The organism is Streptomyces sp. NPDC059582 (assembly GCF_042735715.1).
Taxonomy (GTDB): domain Bacteria; phylum Actinomycetota; class Actinomycetes; order Streptomycetales; family Streptomycetaceae; genus Streptomyces.
On the sequence record NZ_JBHWCC010000014.1, the window covers coordinates 1 to 18,684 of the forward strand.

Below are 18,684 nucleotides of genomic sequence, written 5' to 3' on the forward strand. Positions count from 1 at the left end.
GGTGCCGAGGCGGTGAGCAGTTCACGGACCGGGTGACGGGCCAGGACCGCGTCCACCTCCGGCGTCAACGCCGCCGCCAGCCGGGACGCGGCCGGCAGGGAGTCGTCGAGCAGTTTCCTGGCGGCCTCCTTCACCACAGCGCGCCCGGGTCCCTTGGGCACCCTGGTGGCGGCCCGTTCGTAGAGTCTGCCGCCCTCCTCCAGGACCAGGCCCGTGTCGATCCCCGCCGGGACCTTGATCCCGGCGTGGTGCCGCCAGGTGGTGACGGGGTCGGACCACGCCTCGACCGTGTAGGTCCAGCGTCCCGTCGCGTCCGGCGTCACCTCGGCGCCCCACAGGTCGGTGCCCGGGGCGAGTTCACGCATCGGCGTCCACGGGCCGCGCCGGCCCTCGGGGTCCCTCAGCACGACGTTGGCGGCGACGGCGTCGTGACCCTCACGGAACACGGTGGCGGTGATCTGGAACGTCTCACCCACGACCGCCTTGGCCGGGCGTCCGCCGCACTCCACCCGAGGGCGGACCTCTCGTACCGGGATCCGGCCGATGGCCCTGGTGGACTTCATGTGTTGACCTCCGCCGTGCTGGTCGACGGGCCGTTCACGGCCCGGCTGTCGGGATGTCCAAGCTGCATCGGGAGGGCTACCGCTCCACCGGGGAATGCCCGTGCGCGAGCGCTCCGTTGTACGCGGGAGTCTTCGCCCTGCCGCGTACGCTCCGCTCCCGGAGATAGGTCCCGGTGCCGGTCCGCAGATAGCGCTCGGCGGCGTCGGCGGCCTCCCGCGCACAGCGCTTGCCCATCAGCACGCACAGGGTGTAGCCGGAATCCTCGAAAGTGGCGCGCAACGCGCGGTCGCCCGGAGAAGCGAGCGTGGCGCGCTCCCACGACCGGTAACGCCTCAGGTGCCGGGCGACTTCGGCTTTCGCGGGTAGCAGCATGGCGCTGTTCTCCTTCCGGGATAGCGAGAGGTGCGACGCCCGGAAGACCGGGCACGCAGAGGCACCGGTCGGGCGCGGCTCTCGAGGCTTTCACTTATGGTGCACGCGCGATGACCCAGCGTCCTGTTGGATCTTGGTCGTGGTGCGCTCGTGTTGCACGAATGGCGTAGCAACCGCACTGTGGATGTGACTCAGGAGCCATAACCGTTCACGCTTCGTGTTCGGGGTCTCGGCCCGCAGGGTCGAGGAGGAGCGCGTACCTCGCCGGTGAGGAGCCAACGACGATGAAGACCGCAGTGCCCTGTTACTACCACCTCGACGTGGAAGTGAGCCCGGACCGCGTGGGTCAGGTCAGGCGCATCCTGGCCGCCCACCTCCGGCTCTGGGATCTCGAAACACTGGTTGAGCCCGTCTGCCGAGGCACCGAACTGCTACTGCAGGCCATCGACGAGCACGCCTCGGACAAGAAGGCGTCGATCGAGATGTGGTGGAACCGCCAGCATCTGATCACCGCCATCGGGGAGAACGACTGCCATCTGCGCCCGGACCAGGACCTGCGCGGCTGTCTCGAGCACATCGCCGAGATGAGCGACGGCTGGGGGTGCTGCGCCACGGAGACCGGTGCCAAGGTCATCTGGTTCTCCCAGCGCGCCCGGGCCGGCGGCCGCGTCCCGCTGGTACCCACCGTGCCCGAGCCGAGCCTGCGTGAGGTGCTGCAAGTACCCCGCGCGATCCCGGTCGCGGCCCTGGCCGCCCCGGTCAAGCAGGCGGACGGCGTCCTGGTGGACGCACTGTGACCGCTGAGCCACGTCGCCGAAAGGCAAGGACGAAGGCCAAAGCGGGGGCGGGGGTGCCCGTGCCCGTCTGGAGCGGGCACCCCTATCCGTTGGGTGCCGAATTCGACGGGACGGGTACCAACTTCGCGTTGTTCAGCGAGGTCGCCGAACGCGTCGACCTGGTCCTCGTGGACGACGACGGCACCCACCGGCAGTTCCCCCTGACCGAGGTCGACGGTTTCGTCTGGCACGGCCATCTGTCCGGCGTCGGCCCCGGGCAGCGCTACGGCTACCGGGTGCACGGGCCGTGGGACCCCGGCTCGGGCCACCGCTGCAACCCCGCGAAGCTGCTGCTGGACCCGTACGCGAGGGCTGTGGACGGGCAGATCGACGAGCACGCCTCGCTCTACGAGCGCGCCGCCGACGGCCCGGACCCGGCCGACAGCGCGGGGCACACCATGCTCGGCGTGGTGACCGACCCGGGCTTCGACTGGGGCGACGACCGCCCGCCCCGCCGGTCGTACGCCGACACCGTGATCTACGAGGCCCATGTCCGGGGCCTGACCCGCACCCACCCCGACGTCCCGCCCGAACTGCGCGGCACGTACGCGGGACTCGCACACCCCGCGATCGTCGAGCACCTGACCGCACTGGGTGTGACCGCGGTCGAACTGATGCCCGTGCACCAGTATGTGCAGGACGGCGTGCTGCAAGGCCGTGGGCTGTCCAACTACTGGGGTTACAACACCATCGGTTTCTTCGCCCCGCACAACGCCTACGCCGCCCACGGCACCCGGGGCCAGCAGGTCGCCGAGTTCAAGACGATGGTGAAAGCGCTGCACGCGGCCGGCCTGGAAGTGATCCTCGACGTGGTCTACAACCACACCGCCGAGGGCAACGAACAGGGCCCCACGCTCTCCTTCCGGGGTATCGACAACGCCTCGTACTACCGGCTGGTGGACGGGGACTGGTCGCATTACTACGACACCACCGGTACCGGCAACAGCCTGCTGATGCGGCACCCCCACGTGCTTCAGCTGATCATGGACTCGCTGCGGTACTGGGTGACCGAGATGCACGTCGACGGGTTCCGCTTCGATCTGGCGGCGACCCTGGCGAGGCAGTTCCACGAGGTGGACCGGCTGTCCGCGTTCTTCGACCTCATCCAGCAGGATCCGGTGATCAGCCGGGTCAAGCTCATCGCCGAGCCGTGGGACGTGGGCGAGGGCGGCTACCAGGTGGGCAACTTCCCGCCGCTGTGGTCGGAGTGGAACGGCAAGTACCGGGACGCCGTACGGGACTTCTGGCGCGCGGAGGAGCACACGCTCGGCGAGTTCGCCTCCCGCCTCACCGGATCCTCGGACATCTACGCCCGCAGCCGGCGCAAGCCACGCGCCAGCGTCAACTTCGTGACCGCCCACGACGGTTTCACCCTGCGTGACCTCGTCTCGTACAACGAGAAGCACAACGAGGCCAACGGCGAGGGCAACCGGGACGGCGAGAGCGACAACCGGTCCTGGAACTGCGGTGCCGAGGGCAGGACAGGCGACCCGGCCGTGCTGGAGCTACGCACCCGCCAGCAGCGCAACTTCCTGGCCACACTGCTGCTGTCGCAGGGCATCCCGATGCTGGGTCACGGCGACGAGCTGGGCCGTACCCAGCGCGGCAACAACAACGCCTACTGCCAGGACAACGATGTCTCCTGGATCGACTGGCGGCTGAGCGAGGAGCAGCGCCGGCTGCTGGACTTCACCCGGAACGTCATCGCTCTGCGTACCGCGCACCCCGTGCTGCGCCGCCGCCGCTTCTTCCTCGGCGAGACGGTCACGCACGCGGACCAGCCGCTGCCCGACCTCGTGTGGCTGCTGCCGGACGCGCGCGAGATGACCGACCGGGACTGGAAGCGCGCCGACGCGCACTCCGTCGGCGTGTTCCTCAACGGCGACGCCATCGCCGAACCGGACCCGCGGGGCAGGCCGGTCGTCGACGACTCCTTCCTGCTGCTGCTCAACAGCTACTGGGAGCCGGTCGACTTCCGGTTGCCGGGCCCCGCCTACGGCGAGCGCTGGACGACCTTGATCGACACCTCGGAGCCGGACGGCACCCCGGACGAGACGGAGCACAAGGCGGGCACCCGTACGAGGGTCGAGGCGCGAAGTCTGGTGCTGCTCACCCGGCCGTCCCGCCGGGCGGCACCGTCCCGCCGGGCGGCGAAGAAGAAGTCAGCGCGCGTGGTGTGAGGTCACGGTGAACTGAGCGCCGTCGGTGTCGCGCAACACGACCTCGCCGGCGCTCGTGCGCAGCACGCTGCCGCCGTGCCGCTCCGCCGCCCGCGCGCACTCCGTCACGTCGGCGACCGCGAAGTGCACCTGCCAGTGCGGCCGGATGGTGGGATCGGGGGCCGCCTCCAGCGCCCCGGACACGATGCGCGCCACGACGTCGCCCCGGCTGCGCAGCACCACCTCGCCCCCTTCGTAGTGGACCTCGCAGCAGCCGGGGCGCTTCGACGCCCAGTCGAGCACCTCGCCGTAGAAGATCGCCGCGTCGAACGCGTCACGCGTGTGCAGCCGGATGAAGGCGGGTGACGCCTGCCGCCAGGTCTCCCAGTCGGAGAAGAGCTTCCCCTCCCAGATCCCGAAGGTCGCGCCGTCCCGGTCGGCCAGCAGCGCCGCCCGCCCGGGCGGGAGGGAGATCGGTCCGACCGCCGACGTGCCGCCGCGCTCCCTGACCCGGGACACCGCCTCGTCCGCGCTGCGTACGGCGAAGTACGGCGTCCACGCCACCGCCATCTGCCACATGTCGGCGACCGCGGCGATCCCGGCGACCGGGACGCGGTCCACCAGCGCGATGCGGAACCGGTCGCCGAGCTTCGCCCTGCGCCACTGCCAGCCCAGCACCGCCGCGTAGAACTCCTCCGTGGCCTCCACGTCGCGACTGGTCAGGCTCACCCAGCAGGGCGCTCCGAAGACGGAGTCCGTCGACAGGACGTGCTTCGTGGAGGCGGAGGGAGTCGTGTAGTGATTCATCGCAGTCGCGTTCCGATCTCGTCGCCCGGAGGGGGGCCGCCGGTCCCTCCAGTGTCCGGCCGGAACGGCCCCCGGCGCCTGCCGAGTACCTCCGGTGGCGTGGGAGCGCAGCGCACACCGGCCCTCACACCGATCCCGGGCACACCTCCAGTCGGGTGACGCGGAGGTCGGCTGACGCGCGCGCACGGCACGCTCAGTCCGCCTCCGGCCCCACCCGCGACTCCGCCTCCTCGCGCGTCTCGCTCCCCTCGTGCGCGTCGGTCCCGTCCCCTGCCTCGGCCCCGTCCCCCGTCTCGGCGAGGATCTCCTCGCGCAGGTGGGCGAAGCAGCCGCTGAGCAGCCGGGAGACATGCATCTGCGAGATGCCGAGCTCCTCCGCGATGGTGCTCTGGGTCATGCCTCCGAAGAAGCGCAGATACAGGATCGTGCGCTCGCGTTCCGGCAGTGCCTGCAGGCAGGGAGCCACCGACACCCGGTCCACGACGGTGTCGTAACCCGGATCAGGGCCGCCGATCGCGTCGGCGAGGGCGTAGCCGTCGGTGCCGGGCATCTCGGCCTCCAGCGACAGCGCGGTGTAGCAGTCGAGCGCCTCCATGCCGGTGCGCACCTCGTCGCCGGTGAGCCCGGTGTACTCGGCGATCTCGGTCACCGTGGGAGGGCGGCCCGGAATGGTCTGCGACAGCTCCTTCGCGGCCTTCCGTACGTGGTTGCGCAGATCCTGGACACGACGCGGAACGTGCAGCGTCCACATGTGATCGCGGAAGTGGCGTTTGATCTCGCCGGTGATCGTCGGCACCGCGTACGCCTCGAAGGCGCGGCCGCGCGCCGGGTCGTAGTGGTCGACGGCCTTGACGAGCCCGAGGGCGGCCACCTGGTACAGGTCTTCGAGGGCCTCGCCGCGACCGCGGAACCTGACGGCGATGCGCTCGGCCATGGGCAGCCACAGCCGGACCAGTTCGTCCCGCAATGCTTTGCGCTCGGGACCGGCGGCCAGTTCCGCGAGCCGTTCGAAGAATTCGGCGGTGTCCGGGGCGTCGTCGTGCGGATGCTGTTTCGTTCTGATGGCGGTACGCATCTGCGCGCCTCCCTCAGCTGGTGCTGGGTGGACAGTCACACGGGGACGCGCGCGCCCGGGCCGTATGGAGGACGGCCGGGGGCCGGCGAGCGGATTCCCGCGGGCGTGCCTCCTGTCCGAAGCACTGGAATTCCAATTCCCTCTACGAGTGTATCCAAAACAATTACTTGAATAGTTACCGAAATGCCACTCCATGAATTCGGGGGAATTCATGGAGTGAAATTCCCCGGGTGAGGAGGGGTCGGCCGCCGCCGATCTTGACCCGCTCTTGGTGCGATACCTCTGACACAGAGGTAATCTCGGCGGTGTGGAAGAGGAGACCTTCCCCGAAGACCTGGCCGACGCGCTGGTCGGGGTGCAGCGGCTGATCAGGCGCCGACTGCGTGCCGGACTGACCGCGCCACGGCTGCGCGGCGCCGAGGTGGAACTGCTGCGCCTGGTCGAGGCGCGGCCCGGCATCGGCGTCTCGGACGCCGCCAAGGAGCTTTACCTGGCGGGCAATTCGGTGTCCACGCTGGTCAACCAGCTGGTCCGGGACGGCTACCTGCTCCGCGAGACCGACCCCGCCGACCGGCGGGCCGCCCGGCTGCTGCTGACCGGGGCCGCCGAGGCCCGGCTGCGCGCCTGGCAGGAACGCCGCGCCGACCTCGTACGACGGCACGTGGCGCGGCTCGACGAGGCGGACCGGCAGGCGCTGGGCGCGGCCCTCCCGGCCCTGCGCAAGCTGGCCGTCACCCTGCGCGAGGAGGCTGAGGACTCATGACCCAGGACGCTGCCGCCGAAGCGGCCGAGGCCGTGACCTGCGCGGGTCTCGCCTACGCCTTCGGCGCGACGAACGCCGTCGACGGGCTCGACCTGACGGTCGGGGAGGGCGAGATCTTCGGGCTGCTCGGCCCGAACGGCGCGGGCAAGACCACCGCGATCCGCTGCATCACCACCCTCCTGCCGGTCCCGGCCGGCATGGTCCGGGTCTTCGGCCACGACGCGGCGCGCGAACAGATGTCCGTACGGCGCCTGCTGGGCTACGTGCCGCAGCAGCTGTCCGCCGACGCCGGCCTCACCGGCCGGGAGAACGTCGCCCTGTTCGCCCGCGTCTTCGACGTGCCGCGCCGCGAACGCGCCGAACGCGTCGGCCAGGCTCTCGCCGCGGTGGACCTGGAGGACGCCGCCGACCGCCTGGCGGGCACCTACTCCGGCGGCATGGTCCGCCGCCTCGAACTCGCCCAGGCGCTGGTCAGCGCGCCCCGGCTGCTGATCCTGGACGAGCCGACCATCGGCCTCGACCCGATCGCCCGCACCGGCGTCTGGGACCACATCAACGCCGTACGCGCGGCCACCGGGATGACCGTCCTGGTGACCACGCACTACATGGACGAGGCCGACCAGTACTGCGACCGGGTCGGCCTGATGCACCACGGCCGCATCCGGGCCCTCGGCACCCCGGTCGAACTCAGGCAGGGGCTCGGCGAACGCCGGCGCGGCGAGGGCGCCACCACGGACACGCTGCCGACGCTGGAGGACGTCTTCCGTGACGTCGCCGGCAGCGGCCTCGACGACCAGTCAGGAGACTTCCGCGATGTCCGAAGCACCCGCCGCACCGCGCACCGCGTCGGCTGACCGAGTCCGGCACAAGGACATCGGCCTGCTGCTCCGGCCGCCCCGGCCCCGCGCGGGCTGGCGACTGCTGCCCGCCCGGGTGGTGGCCATGTGCGCGGTGGAACTGCAGAAGCTGCGCCACGACCGCACGGAGTTGTACACCCGCGCGGTCCAGCCCGCGCTCTGGCTGCTGATCTTCGGTCAGACCTTCACCAGGATCAAGGCGATCCCCACCCAGGGCATCCCGTACATCGACTACCTCGCGCCCGGCATCATCGCCCAGTCCGCGATGTTCATCGCCATCTTCTACGGCATCCAGATCATCTGGGAACGCGACGCGGGCATCCTCAACAAGCTGCTCGTCACCCCCACTCCCCGCTCCGCCCTCATCACCGGCAAGGCGTTCGCGGCCGGCGTGAAGTCGCTGATCCAGGCGATCGTGGTCGTCGTCATCGCCGCGCTCCTCGGCGTGGCCCTGACCTGGAACCCGCTGAAGCTGCTCGGCGTCGCCGTGGCCGTGATCCTCGGATCGGCGTTCTTCTCCTGCCTGTCGATGACCATCGCGGGCATCGTGCTCAGCCGCGACCGGCTGATGGGCTTCGGCCAGGCGATCACCATGCCGCTGTTCTTCGCCTCCAACGCCCTCTACCCGGTGTCCATCATGCCGGGCTGGCTCCAGGCCGTCAGCAAGATCAACCCGCTCAGTTACCAGGTGGACGCGCTGCGCGGCCTGCTCCTCAGCACACCCGCGCACCTCGGCGCCGACTTCGGGGTGCTCCTCGTGGCCGCCGCGCTCGGCATCGCCGCCGCCTCCTCGCTGCTGGGCCGACTGGCCCGCTGAGCTCACCCTCCGGAACGTGATGTGCGGCACGCCGTGCGCGGGGAACCGCACGGTCCGGAGGAGGATTGTTCCTGCGCACGGCTTGATCAACGATCAAATGCGGCGAATTCCCTGGCCACAGCCCATTCCGCTCATTTGACAGTGCGCTGAGCACACGGATAGGAAGCAGCCTCAGAGGTCGAGAGGTAGGACTGTGTACGAGCCGAACGTGGTCGGGGACTGGCACGAGTACGACGAGCATGCCGGTCTGCGTGTCCGCGTCCACGGACTGGAGCCGGCCGAGCCGCCGCGCGGTCGTGACGACGCCGCCGAGGGGATGACGTACTTCCGCCTGCGGGTGACCGTCGAGAACCGGGGCGAGCGGTCCTTCGGCATCCACCTCGAGGACGGCCAGATCGACGTGCGGATCGGGCCCGACGGCGAGAGCGCGTTCGTCGACTGGCGTAACACGCAGTTCATCGAGGGCTTCGACGTCTACCCGCTGCGCCGGGCCACCGCCGTGCTGTACGCCGCGGGCCCCGAGTCCTCCCTCGGCCAGATCGACGTCCAGATCCAGCTGCGGGTCGACGAGGAGTGGGCCGACCGCCGCCTGTGGAGCGGCGGCCTCGGCCTGCACGAGGGGTCCGCCGGAGCCCCCGCCGGCGCCGGGCGCGACAGCCTGGCCCGTCAGGTGAGCAACTTCCTGCGCGACCAGGCCGAAGAGGGCACCGCCTGACACGGTCCCGCCCGGCGCGGTCGTGTCGGTGGGGGTCGTGTCCGTGACGGTCGTTACCGAGGTGGTCACGCCCGGCGCGGTCGTGCCCGGCGCGGCCCCGTCGTCGATGCGGCTCGGCCGCCGGCGCGGCTCCCCCTCGGTGCGGGATGCCGTCGTGCCCGACGCGGCCTGGTCCTGGGTGCGGCTCGGCCGCCGGCCTGGTCCGCCACCGGCCTGGTCCGCCACCGGCCTGGTCCGCCACCGGCGCGGCTCCGCCTGCGGCGCGGCTCCGCCTCAGTGCGGGATGCCGTCGATGATCTCCCGGGCGCCCTGCCGGAGCAGGGCCACGGCGACCGACGTGCCCAGGGTGGCCGGGTCGAGCCGCCCCGCCCACTCGTGGGCGTTCAGCCGGACCTTGCCGTCGGGCGTGAACACACAGGCCCGCAGGGACAGTTCACCGCTGCGGTCCATGCGCGCGAACCCGGCGATCGGGCTGTTGCAGTGCCCCTGGAGCACATGCAGGAACATGCGTTCCGCGGTGGCCTCCCGGTGCGTGGCCGGATCGCCGAGCCCGCTGACCGCGTCGATGAGCTCGGTGTCGCCCTCACGGCACTGGAGCGCCAGGATGCCCGCACCGATCGGCGGCATCATCGTCTCCGGGGACAGGACCTCGCTGATCACGTCCGTGCGGCCGATGCGCTCCAGACCGGACACCGCCAGCAGCAGCGCGTCCGCCTCACCGGCCGCCAGCTTCGCCAGCCGGCGGTTGGCGTTGCCGCGGAACGGCACGCACTCCAGGTGCGGGTGCGTGGCGGCCAGTTGGGCGACCCTACGGACCGAGGACGTACCGATCCGGGTACCGGCGGGAAGCTCGTCGAGGGTGAGTCCGCCGGGGTGGACCAGGGCGTCGCGGATGTCGTCCCGCTTCAGGAACGCGGCGAACACCGTGCCCGCCGGCAGCGGCCGGTCGGCCGGGACGTCCTTGACGCAGTGCACCGCGAGATCGGCCTCCCCGGCGAGCAGCGCCGCGTCGACCTCCTTGGTGAACGCGCCCTTGCCCTCGACCTGGGCCAGGTCACCCATCCACTTGTCGCCGGTCGTCTTCACCGGCACGACCTCGGTCCGCACACCGGGGTGCAGCACTGCCAACTCGGCCCGCACACGCTCCACTTGGGCGAGCGCCATGGGCGAGTCACGGGAGACGACACGGATCATTTCGGGGACGGACATGCGGGACACCATAGACCCTCGCGGGGGTGCCTCAGACGCGAACCGCACTCAACGGGACACCGGCAGGCTGTAGCGCACCTTCTCCAGCGCGCGCCCCCCGAGACGGTCGTAGAACCGGATCGCACCCTCGTTCCAGGCGGGGGTCTGCCACTGCACCTCGCTCAGCCCCCGGCGGCGGCCCTCGGCCACCACCGCGTCCATCAGCAGGGCACCGAGCCCCAGACCACGACGGCCGGGCGCCAGGAACAGACAGTCCATGTGGAGGTACTCGCGGCCGTCCCAGGTGGAGAGCACGGGGGAACACGTGGCGTAGCCGACGACCTCGCCGCCGGGCAGTTCGGCCAGCAGACAGACCAGCCGGGGCGCGGGGCCGTCCACGCCGTCGCGGCCGTCGAAGAGCAGGGCGGCCAGACGGTCGGCCAGGTCGGGAACGGGTGGCTCGGCCCGCTCGTAGCGCGCGTGCTGGGCGGCGAGTTCGGCGACGCGCGGCAGATCGGCGCGCTCGGCGCGCCGGACCCGGGCGGCGGAGGTCATCGCAGCTTCCCCTCGACCGTGTCGGAGCCCCAGGCGGCCAGACGGTCCGCGAGAGTGCCGGTGCCGTCGAGGACGTGCCGGGAGAACGCGTCGCGCTCGTGGGACAGCACGGCCGCCTCCCACACGCACGGCGCCAGTCCCGCCCGGCCGGGCCGCAGGGCCTCCGGCCGACCGGCCGGTCCCGTGAAGATCGCCAGGTCCGCCATGTGGCCCTCGATCCAGGTGTGCACCAGGACGTAGTCGCCGTCGCCGCCCGCGTGCACCAGCAGCACCGCGAGGCCCAGCGAGCCCCGCAGGCCGCCGAGCGTGAGATGGGCGGCCGCGGTCCGCACCGCGGCCTCGGTGTCCCGCTCGGTCACCGTGCGGCCCGGCGCCTCGATCGCGTACGTCTTGACCAGGTGCCCGGCCGCCTCCCGCGTGCCGGTCGCGCGGGTGACGCGGGCGTGGTGGCCCTCGGACAGGGCGAGCAGGGCGTCCGCCTGGACGGCCGAGTGCGGTGCGTCGTGAAGATCCATCCGCACATCATGCGGTGCCGGTGCGCGCGCGTCCATGGCCGTGACCGCCCTCGGCGAGCGGCGCCGCGGCCGACACCGGCCAGGTCGGCACCGCGAGCGCGGCCACCGTGAGCAGCCCGCCCACCAGGAACGCCCCGCGCGCCCCGACCACGGGCAGCAGGGCACCGCCCAGCAGCGCACCGGCGGCCACCCCCGCGTTGAAGGCCGCGGAATTCGCCGCGAGGGCCGACTCCGTGCGCCCTGGCGCCACCCGCAGGCTCTCGTTCTGCGTCGCCATGAACACCGGACCCACCGACGCACCCAGCAGCATGACCAGCGCGACGACGGCCACCTCGCTGCGCGCCCCCGCGGACAGGCCGAGCAGGGCCGCCGCCTGGGCCGCCACCGGTACGGCCAACGTGGCGCGTGGGAACCGGTCCAGCAGCGGCCCGGCCACCGAGACACCGGTCAGCCCCGCCGCCCCGAAGGCCAGCAGCACCGCCCCCACCGAGTCCGCCGCGAACCCGGTCACGTCCGTGAGGAAGACGGCGACGTACGTGAACCCGGTGAAGGCCCCGGTCACCGACAGCGCGGTGGTGGCGAGCACGACGGCGAACCGGCGCCGGTCGGGAGCGGCACCGTACGCCGCGTGGCTGTCCTGTGGGCGGGACGTCGGCAGCAGGACGGCTATCACCACCAGACAGAGCGCGGCCAGCGCCCCGAGCACCGCGAACGGCGCCCGCCAGCCGACGTGCCCACCCAGCCAGGTCCCGGCCGGCACCCCGAGCACCGTGGCCAGCGACCCGCCCACGGACAGCAGCCCGATGACCCGTCCCCGGCGCTCCGGCGGGAAGAGCCCGACCGCGACCGGCCCCATCACGGCCCAGAACAACGCCTGCGCGAGCGCGGTCACCAGCCGGGAGGCCAGCAGCAGCCCGTACGACACGGTATCCAGCGCCGCGGCCCAGCAGGCCAGGGCGAGCAGCCCCAGCAGTCCGGTGAGGAGACGGCGGCGGGGTACGGACCGGGTGGCGTGCGCGACGGGCAGCGAGACCACGGCCACGGTCAGCCCGTAACCGGTGACCAGCACGCCCACCGCCGCGAGCGGCACCCGCAGGCCGGCCGACATGAGGGAGAGCAGGCCGACGGGGAGGTTCTCGGTGGTGTTGAAGGTGAACGCCGCCAGCATCAGCGCCGCGACGACCGCGGCCCTGCGCCAGGCGGGCGGACGTGCGCTGCCCATGGATGTGCCCTTCCACGACGGGGTCGACGGCCGACGGCAAGCGTGCCGGGGCACGTCCGGGGCCTCTACTCTTTCGGCCGGGGACGAATCGCTCACGGAGGCCGCCTTGCCGCTGACCCTGCACCTGGGCACCGACGACCTCACGCGCTGCCGGTTCGCGATCTCCCCGCTGTGCCAGACCCACGAGGCGCTGCGGCTGCTGCGCCGGCCCGCCCGGCACGGCTACCACCGCGCCTGGCTGCGCCGGACCGCACGGACCGTGGCCGGACTCGACCTGGCGCCGCTGTGGCTGTTCGTCCCGCGTCCCGGCGGCTACACCCCCGACTTCCTCGGCGCGCCCCCTTCGGAGCCGTACCCCTCCATCGAGGACGAACTGGCCCGGATGCGCGCCACCGACCCCGGCCTCGCCCATGCCGAGATGGCCCGCTCGCTCGCCTGCGCGCCCGGACTCGCTCAGTCGCCACCGGGGCGCGCCGCCCTCGACGATCCCGCCGGGACCGTACGACGGCTCGCCGACCTCACCGAGCGCGCCTGGCACGCCCTCCTCGCCCCGGACTGGCCCCGCCACCGCGCCGTCCTGGAGGCCGACATCGCCCACCGCTCCCGGCAGAGCGCGGACGGCGGGCTGGCCACGCTGCTCACCGGGCTGCACCCCGGTATCGACTGGGCCGGTGACACCCTCACTCTGCGGATGTACGGCGATCTCGCCGACGCGCAGGGCGCCGACGGCCGGGGCGTGCTGCTGATGCCGAGCGTGTTCGTCTGGCCGGACGTGGTCAGCGGCTTCGCGCGTCCCTGGCAGCCGACCGTGATCTACCCCGCCCGTGGCATGGGCCGGTTCCACGCGGCTTCGGTGCCACCCCCCTCCGAAGCGCTCGCCCGCCTGCTGGGCGGCGGACGCGCGGCCGTCCTGGCCGGTCTCACCACGCCCGCCTCGACCACGGAGCTGGCCCGCCGGCACGCGCTGGCGCCGTCGTCGGTCTCCGCGCATCTGTCGGTCCTGCGGGAGGCGGGACTCGTCGAGTCGCGGCGCCAGGGCTACTTCGTGCTGTACCGGCGGACCGGGCTGGGGGACGCGCTGGTGGACCGCCGCTGAGGTCCCCCGGGGGCGCCTCCCACTCCTCCTGCCCGTTGTGGCGGTCAGCTCTCGCGGTCGCCGTCGAGCGTGAGGTGGACCGTGTGGTGCCCGGATCCGCCGGCCGGCAGGACGGGTTCGGCCGCCCCGCCGTCGATCGCGCAGGAAGCCACCCGGCTGCCGTGGCCGGACAGGCTGATGTCGAGCGTCATACCCCGGTACCGCAGGCCGCGCAGACTCACCGGCCCCCAGGACCCGGGCAGGCAGGGGCGCAGGCGCAGTTCGTCCGGGGTGAAGGTCAGGCCGAACAGGCCCTCGTGGACCAGTCGCAGACAGGCCGTCGCCGACCAGGTCTGGTCGGGCTGGGACACGAAGTGCTCCGGCCGGCCGCTGCCGCCCCGCTGCCAGCCGCCGTCGACGGCGCCGCTCACGGAGTCGTACACCTCGTGGAAGCCGCCCGCGGCGAACAGACCCGCCAGCAGGTCGACGGAGCGCTCGAAGAGCCCGGTGCGGCCGGCGTCGGCCGTGGCCAGGCCGTACAGACCGTGCACCATCGGCCAGAGCATGACGTTGTGCCGGCCCGGCTTGCGGTCGTCGAAGCGCGGGTAGTGCGGCCACACGTTGACGATCCCGTGCGGCTGCCAGTGGGTGCGGTCGAGGATCAGACCGGCCCGGCGCCGGTCGGCGACGCCGAGGAGCAGGGCGAGGGCCAGTCCGGCGCCCTCCTGCGCGGTGTCGGGCCGTCCGTCGTCGTGCAGCAGGTAGGCGTACGTGCCGGCCTGCTCGCGCCACAGATGCCGGTCGATCGAGGCGCGCAGCCGGGACGCCTCCGTGCGCAGGGGCGCGGCGGGCTGCCCGAGGGCCTCGGCCATGTCCGCCAGGGCCGACAGGGCGCCGTGGTGGAGGCAGTTGGTCGACAGGCACATCAGCCGGTCGGTTGCGGGGTGGTCGAGGACGAAGGAGGAACGGACGTCCTTCGACTCGGGCGGGGCGGGGTAGCCGGAGATGCCGTCGTTCATGAAGCTCGGCCCCCGGAAGAGACCGTACGCCGGATCGAAGTGCCGGCTGCGGCGCGAGGCCAGGGTGTTGACGGCCGTCTCGTGGGCCTTGGCCAGGAAGTCCCGGTCGCCGGTGACCCGGTAGTGGTGCCAGGCGGCCGGGACCCAGACGACCTGGTCCCACCACTGGTTGTCCTGCTGCACGACGAGCCCGTCCGGGCCGCGGTCGACGACCGACCAGAGCGTGTTGCGGCCGACGGCGGGCGTCAGGAGGCTCGCCGCGCTCCACGCGTTGACGGCCGCGTCCCGGGTCCACCGCTGCGGCTGCGGGTACCCGCCCCCGGCCCGTACGAGGGTCCCCGGCGGGTCGGTCAGCAGCCCCGCCCTGTCGTACACCGTCCGGTCGGCGGTCACGGTGTTGGTCTCGGCCAGGTCGGTCAGCGCGGCCGCGTACAGACTGCCGAGCCGCCGCTGGGTGGCGGGGTCGGCGAAGGCGAGTGAGGGCATGGTGACACCGTTCCCCGGGGCCGCGGGCCGTGCACCGGCGCCGACGGCTCCCGCCGCGCCCAGAACCGCGAGGAAACCCCGCCGTGAGACTCCGCCCCGTCGTGTGCCGACCGCCGCCACGTCACGTCCTCCCCGCTCGCGCCGCTCCGTGCTCCCGGAGCCGTGGTGACTCCGGGAGCCTGGAGAACGAGCGGGACGGAGATCGGTGGCGCGGTCAGGCGTTGGGGTCGAACGTGATTCCGGACGGCTTCGCCGAGGAGAGGTGGGAGGCGAAGCTGGCGTCCTTCAGGCCGAAGTTGGCGCTGCCGAAGTTGTAGGAGCTCAGCTTGTCGCGCAGGCCCGCCGGGTAGCCGTTCCAGCCGACCAGCGGGGGGTACTGCCAGGTGCCCTTGTGGTTCTCCGGCGGCTCGTCGTTGGTGTTGGCCAGCCGGAAGCAGTGCGTGCTGATGCCGTCCTTGTGGTAGACGATCTTCGCGTGCGTGCCGTCGAAGCGGACGGTGGACGCCGCGTGCACGGTGAACGAGCCGTGGTTGGAGGTCGAGACGTACTGCACCTGGTTGTTCTGCACCCACACCACGACGTGCTCCCAGTCGTTGCGGTGGCCGCCGAGGCTGGTGCCCGCCAACGCCTGGTCCTTCTCGAAGTACAGGCCGTATATGTACGCGCACCAGCCGTTGTTGCACTTGTAGCGCGAGTAGCTGTTCGTGTTGTCGAGGTCGGAGGCGTCCCGGCACGACCCGTTGAGGGCACCGGTCGGGTTGAGACCGGGGTTGATGGTGCCGTCGGGGCCGATGGCCGGCGTGGAGTAGCAGCCGTCCGTGTCGTAGTCGAAGGCGGGCTGGTAGGTCAGTTCCGCGGCCTCGGCGTTGCGGGGCAGCGCCTGGGGCGGGGCGGCGAAGGCGGCGGCGGGGAAGGCGATGACGAGGGCGGCGGCCCCGGCCAGGCCGGTGAGCCATCTCCTGCGGTGGGCCTTGAACTTCTGTGACGACACTGCGTCCTCCTCTGTCCGGGCGCAGCCCAACGGCTGTGGGGGAATGGGGAGTTCAGCTTCCCGGGTTTTCCCATCCGAGCCAAGGGGTCACATGCGTACCGGCGGTGAAGCGCAGCCCAATATTTGAATCATGACGTGGTGTCAGGCGAAGTCGTCCGGCAGGTCGGCCGCCGACTCCTCGGGCGCGAGGTCCGGGCGCAGTCGCAGCCAGGACGGCTGGCGCAGCAGCCCGGCCCGGGTACGTGTGCTGAAGCGGACCTCGCCGACCAGCCGCGGCAGCACCCAGTGCGCGCCGGTGACCGGCGGCACGGGGTCGAAGGGGCACCGGTCCGTCGCCGCGGTCCGCAGCAGCGCGGTGAGCTCGGCCCGCTCGGCCTCGCTCCAGCCGGTGCCCACACTGCCGACGTAACGCAGCCGACCGGCGGCGCGCTGGCCGACCAGGACGGCGCCGGGCAGACCGGACAGCCGCCCCTTGCCGGGCAGCCAGCCGCCGACGATCACGTCCTCGCTGCGCAGGTTGCGGATCTTGACCCAGGCCCGGGAGCGCACCCCGGCCTCGTAGACGGAGTCCAGCCGTTTGCAGACCAGGCCCTCGAGGCCGTGCTCGCGGGTGGCCCGCAGGGCCTGCTCGCCGTGGCCGACGAGAGCGGTCGGCGTCGACCAGTACGGTCCGTCGAGGCCGAGGTCCTCCAGCTCCCCGCGCCGTCTGCGGTACGGCTCGGTCAGCAGGGATCTGGCGCCGAGGTGCATGACGTCGAACAGGACGAGATGGACGGGGACTTCGGAGGCCCGGCGGGCCGCCCTGCCCGGCGCGTGGGCCAGGCCCATACGTGACTGGAGCAACTGGAAGTCGGCACGGCCGTGTTCGTCCAGCGCCAGGACCTCCCCGTCGAGAACGGCGGGCGTGCCGTCCAGCGCACCGCCCAGCGTGCGCAGCTCGGGGTAGGCGAGGGTGATGTCCTCCCCGGACCTGGCCCGCAGCAGCACACCGCCGTCCCCGGCCAGGTAGGCCACCACGCGCTGGCCGTCCTGCTTGGTCTCGTAGGCCCAGTGCGCGTCCTGCGCGGCGGGTGGCAGGGTGCCGGACGTGGCGAGCATGGGGGCGATCAGCGGCAGGGTCACGGGTGAGGTGTCGACGGCCCGGGCCCCCCTCACGCGTGCCACCCGCCGGTTTCCCCTGAACGGCGCCGTCCGGACCGCCGACGGTGGCCTCAGTCGCCCGAGTACCCGAAGACGCCGAGGTGGGTCGGCCGCTCGCCGGTGTACAGGACGACGTACACACCCGTCCATCTCATCCCGCACTCGTCCAGCAGCGTCCGCGGCCGGGTGTCCGGCGGACCGGTGTGCTCCAGCGACCGGGCGAGCAGGTCGCGGAACAGGGCCGGCGCCGGCCGCTCGGTGCCGAAGTGGTGGGCGACGCGGTCGACCGGGAGGGGGTGCAGGGTGCCGTACTCCGCGGGGTCGAAATCCTGTGGCGGGGCGCTGGTGCGCTCGACGCGCCGGATGTCGAGGATCGAGTGCGTGCCCTCCTCGCCCATGAACTCCTCGTCCGCCCAGAGTTCGTCGAGGCTCGCGTACGTGTCGTCGTCGCCGTAGTCCTCCTCGAAGACGCGGGCGTGCAGAGCCTCCAGGCACTCCTCGACGCTGCCCGTGTACGACGTGACGTAGTCCCAGCCGCTCGCGCCCATCGCGCTGCCCTCCCCAGGTGAGATCCATGAGCCGGGCGAAACCCTAGGCGGAGCCGCTGACAACGGCCCCGGGCGTGGGCGCGGGGCGCCCACCTGCGTTCACAGGCGGTTGCGTAGGCTTGACGTCCCTGGAGACCGCCGGTGCGGCGGCGGACCCGGGACGGCACGGGGACTGGCCGTCCCAGGGCGGTGCGCAGTCCCGGAGCGGTGGTGGTCATGGCGGGCAGGGCGGTGCGGGCGGAGCAGTCCGGCGCGACGCGCGAGCTGATCCTGACCGCCGCGGAACGGCTGTACGCCGAGCGCGGGGTGTACGCGGTGTCCAACCGTCAGGTCAGCGAGGCCGCCGGCCAGGGCAACAACGCGGCGGTCGGCTACCACTTCGGCACCCGTGCCGACCTGGTCCGGGCGATCGCGCGCAAGCACGCCCGGCGCGTCGAGGAGGAGCGGGCCCGGCTGGTGGCCGAGGCCGGCGACTCCACGGACCTCCGCGACTGGGTGTCCTGCCTGGTGCGCCCCCTCACCGAGTACCTCGCCGAGGACGGCGGTCCCACCTGGTACGCGCGGTTCTGCGCGCAGGTGATGACCGACCCCGCGCTCCACCAGATCATGATCGAGGAGTCCCTGACCTCGCCGTCGCTGCGGCTGGTCCTCGACGCGCTGGACCGGTGCCTGGCCGAGCTGCCCGCCGAGGTGCGCGCCGAACGCGCCACGATGGCCCGCCATCTGATCCTGCACACCTCCGCGGAGCGGGAGCGCGCCCTCGCCGAGCACCTTCCCACCCCTCGCGGCACCTGGCACGACGCCGCCACCGGCCTGATCGACGCGATCGTCGGTCTTTGGCTGGCCCCGGTCACCCGCACGTCCTGACGCCGGGGTCCGCCTGACGGCCGGCGTGGACGGCCTGCCCTGCCCTGACCCGCCTTGTCCGTCCGGCCGCCGTCGGCTCGGCCCGTCGCGAGCCCGTAGTGGCGGACCAGTCC

At 72.4% G+C, this 18,684-nt stretch carries 20 protein-coding genes; 8 read left to right on the top strand and 12 right to left on the bottom strand.

Annotated elements, in window-relative coordinates; translation table 11 throughout:
- Together ACFV0T_RS14760 and ACFV0T_RS14765 are read right to left on the bottom strand one after the other, a co-directional pair.
- Positions 1–563: maltotransferase domain-containing protein (locus tag ACFV0T_RS14760; protein ID WP_385778356.1), on the bottom strand; the 563-nt coding region annotated here is incomplete at its 3' end.
- 76 nt (positions 564–639) lie between these two features.
- On the bottom strand, positions 640–936 hold the full coding sequence (locus tag ACFV0T_RS14765; protein WP_385778358.1) for a DUF5133 domain-containing protein: 297 nt from the start codon (positions 934–936) through the stop codon (positions 640–642).
- Between the two features lie 284 nt (positions 937–1,220).
- Between ACFV0T_RS14765 and ACFV0T_RS14770 the strand changes: the two genes are divergently transcribed.
- The gene (locus ACFV0T_RS14770; protein ID WP_385778360.1) at positions 1,221–1,733 is read left to right on the top strand and encodes a pep a2; all 513 of its coding nucleotides are present in this window, start codon (positions 1,221–1,223) and stop codon (positions 1,731–1,733) included.
- Positions 1,734–1,792: 59 nt separating this feature from the next.
- Positions 1,793–3,952: a glycogen debranching protein GlgX gene (gene glgX / locus ACFV0T_RS14775; RefSeq protein WP_385778362.1), complete on the top strand. Its 2,160-nt coding sequence runs from the start codon at positions 1,793–1,795 to the stop codon at positions 3,950–3,952.
- On the opposite strand, the gene ACFV0T_RS14780 is transcribed toward glgX, so the two are convergent.
- Both ACFV0T_RS14780 and ACFV0T_RS14785 read right to left on the bottom strand, forming a co-directional pair.
- The gene (locus tag ACFV0T_RS14780) at positions 3,935–4,738 is read right to left on the bottom strand and encodes a VOC family protein (protein ID WP_385778364.1); all 804 of its coding nucleotides are present in this window, start codon (positions 4,736–4,738) and stop codon (positions 3,935–3,937) included. The two genes, glgX and ACFV0T_RS14780, sit on opposite strands and share 18 nt — an antisense overlap.
- 193 nt (positions 4,739–4,931) lie before the next feature.
- Positions 4,932–5,813, bottom strand: coding sequence for an RNA polymerase sigma factor SigF (locus ACFV0T_RS14785; protein WP_385778366.1), 882 nt, complete (start codon positions 5,811–5,813; stop codon positions 4,932–4,934).
- Positions 5,814–6,120: 307 nt separating this feature from the next.
- Between ACFV0T_RS14785 and ACFV0T_RS14790 the strand changes: the two genes are divergently transcribed.
- From ACFV0T_RS14790 to ACFV0T_RS14805, 4 genes are all read left to right on the top strand, one after another.
- The gene (locus ACFV0T_RS14790; protein ID WP_385778368.1) at positions 6,121–6,576 is read left to right on the top strand and encodes a MarR family winged helix-turn-helix transcriptional regulator; all 456 of its coding nucleotides are present in this window, start codon (positions 6,121–6,123) and stop codon (positions 6,574–6,576) included.
- Positions 6,573–7,430, top strand: a complete 858-nt coding sequence (locus ACFV0T_RS14795) for an ABC transporter ATP-binding protein (protein WP_385778370.1) — start codon at positions 6,573–6,575, stop codon at positions 7,428–7,430. Before ACFV0T_RS14790 ends, ACFV0T_RS14795 begins: the two co-directional genes overlap by 4 nt.
- Positions 7,390–8,250 (top strand): ABC transporter permease, encoded by an 861-nt coding sequence (locus tag ACFV0T_RS14800; protein WP_385778372.1) that lies wholly within the window; start codon positions 7,390–7,392, stop codon positions 8,248–8,250. Before ACFV0T_RS14795 ends, ACFV0T_RS14800 begins: the two co-directional genes overlap by 41 nt.
- A 193-nt stretch (positions 8,251–8,443) precedes the next feature.
- Positions 8,444–8,965 carry a hypothetical protein gene (locus ACFV0T_RS14805; protein WP_385778374.1) on the top strand — a complete coding sequence of 174 codons (522 nt, stop codon included), beginning with the start codon at positions 8,444–8,446 and terminating at the stop codon, positions 8,963–8,965.
- 273 nt (positions 8,966–9,238) lie between these two features.
- Here the strand turns inward: ACFV0T_RS14805 and hemC are convergent, their stop codons facing one another.
- Genes hemC through ACFV0T_RS14825 form a run of 4 tightly spaced genes read right to left on the bottom strand, consistent with a single transcriptional unit; the run spans position 9,239 to position 12,445 of the window.
- Entirely contained in the window at positions 9,239–10,174 is a 936-nt protein-coding gene (hemC, locus tag ACFV0T_RS14810) for a hydroxymethylbilane synthase (RefSeq protein WP_385778376.1), read from the bottom strand.
- A 48-nt stretch (positions 10,175–10,222) separates the two neighbouring features.
- Positions 10,223–10,708 (bottom strand): GNAT family N-acetyltransferase, encoded by a 486-nt coding sequence (locus ACFV0T_RS14815; RefSeq protein ID WP_385778378.1) that lies wholly within the window; start codon positions 10,706–10,708, stop codon positions 10,223–10,225.
- On the bottom strand, positions 10,705–11,223 hold the full coding sequence (locus ACFV0T_RS14820) for a hypothetical protein (protein ID WP_385778380.1): 519 nt from the start codon (positions 11,221–11,223) through the stop codon (positions 10,705–10,707). Before ACFV0T_RS14820 ends, ACFV0T_RS14815 begins: the two co-directional genes overlap by 4 nt.
- 7 nt (positions 11,224–11,230) lie before the next feature.
- Positions 11,231–12,445 (bottom strand): MFS transporter, encoded by a 1,215-nt coding sequence (locus tag ACFV0T_RS14825; protein ID WP_385778382.1) that lies wholly within the window; start codon positions 12,443–12,445, stop codon positions 11,231–11,233.
- 106 nt (positions 12,446–12,551) lie between these two features.
- Here ACFV0T_RS14825 and ACFV0T_RS14830 point away from each other — a divergent pair, with 106 nt between their 5' ends.
- Positions 12,552–13,541, top strand: a complete 990-nt coding sequence (locus ACFV0T_RS14830; protein WP_385778384.1) for a DUF5937 family protein — start codon at positions 12,552–12,554, stop codon at positions 13,539–13,541.
- A 44-nt stretch (positions 13,542–13,585) separates the two neighbouring features.
- Here the strand turns inward: ACFV0T_RS14830 and ACFV0T_RS14835 are convergent, their stop codons facing one another.
- The 4 genes from ACFV0T_RS14835 to ACFV0T_RS14850 all read right to left on the bottom strand — a co-directional run bounded on the left by ACFV0T_RS14835 (position 13,586) and on the right by ACFV0T_RS14850 (position 17,704).
- The gene (locus ACFV0T_RS14835; protein WP_385778386.1) at positions 13,586–15,025 is read right to left on the bottom strand and encodes a glycosyl hydrolase family 65 protein; all 1,440 of its coding nucleotides are present in this window, start codon (positions 15,023–15,025) and stop codon (positions 13,586–13,588) included.
- A 214-nt stretch (positions 15,026–15,239) separates the two neighbouring features.
- Positions 15,240–16,016: an NPP1 family protein gene (locus ACFV0T_RS14840; RefSeq protein ID WP_385778388.1), complete on the bottom strand. Its 777-nt coding sequence runs from the start codon at positions 16,014–16,016 to the stop codon at positions 15,240–15,242.
- 141 nt (positions 16,017–16,157) lie between these two features.
- The gene (locus ACFV0T_RS14845) at positions 16,158–17,138 is read right to left on the bottom strand and encodes an ATP-dependent DNA ligase (RefSeq protein WP_385778578.1); all 981 of its coding nucleotides are present in this window, start codon (positions 17,136–17,138) and stop codon (positions 16,158–16,160) included.
- Between the two features lie 89 nt (positions 17,139–17,227).
- A complete protein-coding gene (locus tag ACFV0T_RS14850; protein ID WP_385778390.1) occupies positions 17,228–17,704 on the bottom strand; it encodes a hypothetical protein in 477 nt (158 codons plus the stop codon).
- 216 nt (positions 17,705–17,920) lie between these two features.
- Here ACFV0T_RS14850 and ACFV0T_RS14855 point away from each other — a divergent pair, with 216 nt between their 5' ends.
- On the top strand, positions 17,921–18,571 hold the full coding sequence (locus tag ACFV0T_RS14855) for a TetR/AcrR family transcriptional regulator (RefSeq protein ID WP_385778392.1): 651 nt from the start codon (positions 17,921–17,923) through the stop codon (positions 18,569–18,571).
- Positions 18,572–18,684: the final 113 nt, after the last annotated feature.

What these genes read in the sequence shown, in the direction of transcription:
- ACFV0T_RS14765 (WP_385778358.1), bottom strand. Translation starts at nt 936, where the DNA reads ATGCTGCTACCCGCGAAAGCCGAAGTCGCCCGGCACCTGAGGCGTTAC.
- ACFV0T_RS14770 (WP_385778360.1), top strand. Translation starts at nt 1,221, where the DNA reads ATGAAGACCGCAGTGCCCTGTTACTACCACCTCGACGTGGAAGTGAGC.
- ACFV0T_RS14780 (WP_385778364.1), bottom strand. Translation starts at nt 4,738, where the DNA reads ATGAATCACTACACGACTCCCTCCGCCTCCACGAAGCACGTCCTGTCG.
- ACFV0T_RS14785 (WP_385778366.1), bottom strand. Translation starts at nt 5,813, where the DNA reads ATGCGTACCGCCATCAGAACGAAACAGCATCCGCACGACGACGCCCCG.
- ACFV0T_RS14795 (WP_385778370.1), top strand. Translation starts at nt 6,573, where the DNA reads ATGACCCAGGACGCTGCCGCCGAAGCGGCCGAGGCCGTGACCTGCGCG.
- ACFV0T_RS14800 (WP_385778372.1), top strand. Translation starts at nt 7,390, where the DNA reads ATGTCCGAAGCACCCGCCGCACCGCGCACCGCGTCGGCTGACCGAGTC.
- hemC (WP_385778376.1), bottom strand. Translation starts at nt 10,174, where the DNA reads ATGTCCGTCCCCGAAATGATCCGTGTCGTCTCCCGTGACTCGCCCATG.
- ACFV0T_RS14815 (WP_385778378.1), bottom strand. Translation starts at nt 10,708, where the DNA reads ATGACCTCCGCCGCCCGGGTCCGGCGCGCCGAGCGCGCCGATCTGCCG.
- ACFV0T_RS14820 (WP_385778380.1), bottom strand. Translation starts at nt 11,223, where the DNA reads ATGGATCTTCACGACGCACCGCACTCGGCCGTCCAGGCGGACGCCCTG.
- ACFV0T_RS14825 (WP_385778382.1), bottom strand. Translation starts at nt 12,445, where the DNA reads ATGGGCAGCGCACGTCCGCCCGCCTGGCGCAGGGCCGCGGTCGTCGCG.
- ACFV0T_RS14835 (WP_385778386.1), bottom strand. Translation starts at nt 15,025, where the DNA reads ATGCCCTCACTCGCCTTCGCCGACCCCGCCACCCAGCGGCGGCTCGGC.
- ACFV0T_RS14850 (WP_385778390.1), bottom strand. Translation starts at nt 17,704, where the DNA reads ATGGGCGCGAGCGGCTGGGACTACGTCACGTCGTACACGGGCAGCGTC.
- ACFV0T_RS14855 (WP_385778392.1), top strand. Translation starts at nt 17,921, where the DNA reads ATGGCGGGCAGGGCGGTGCGGGCGGAGCAGTCCGGCGCGACGCGCGAG.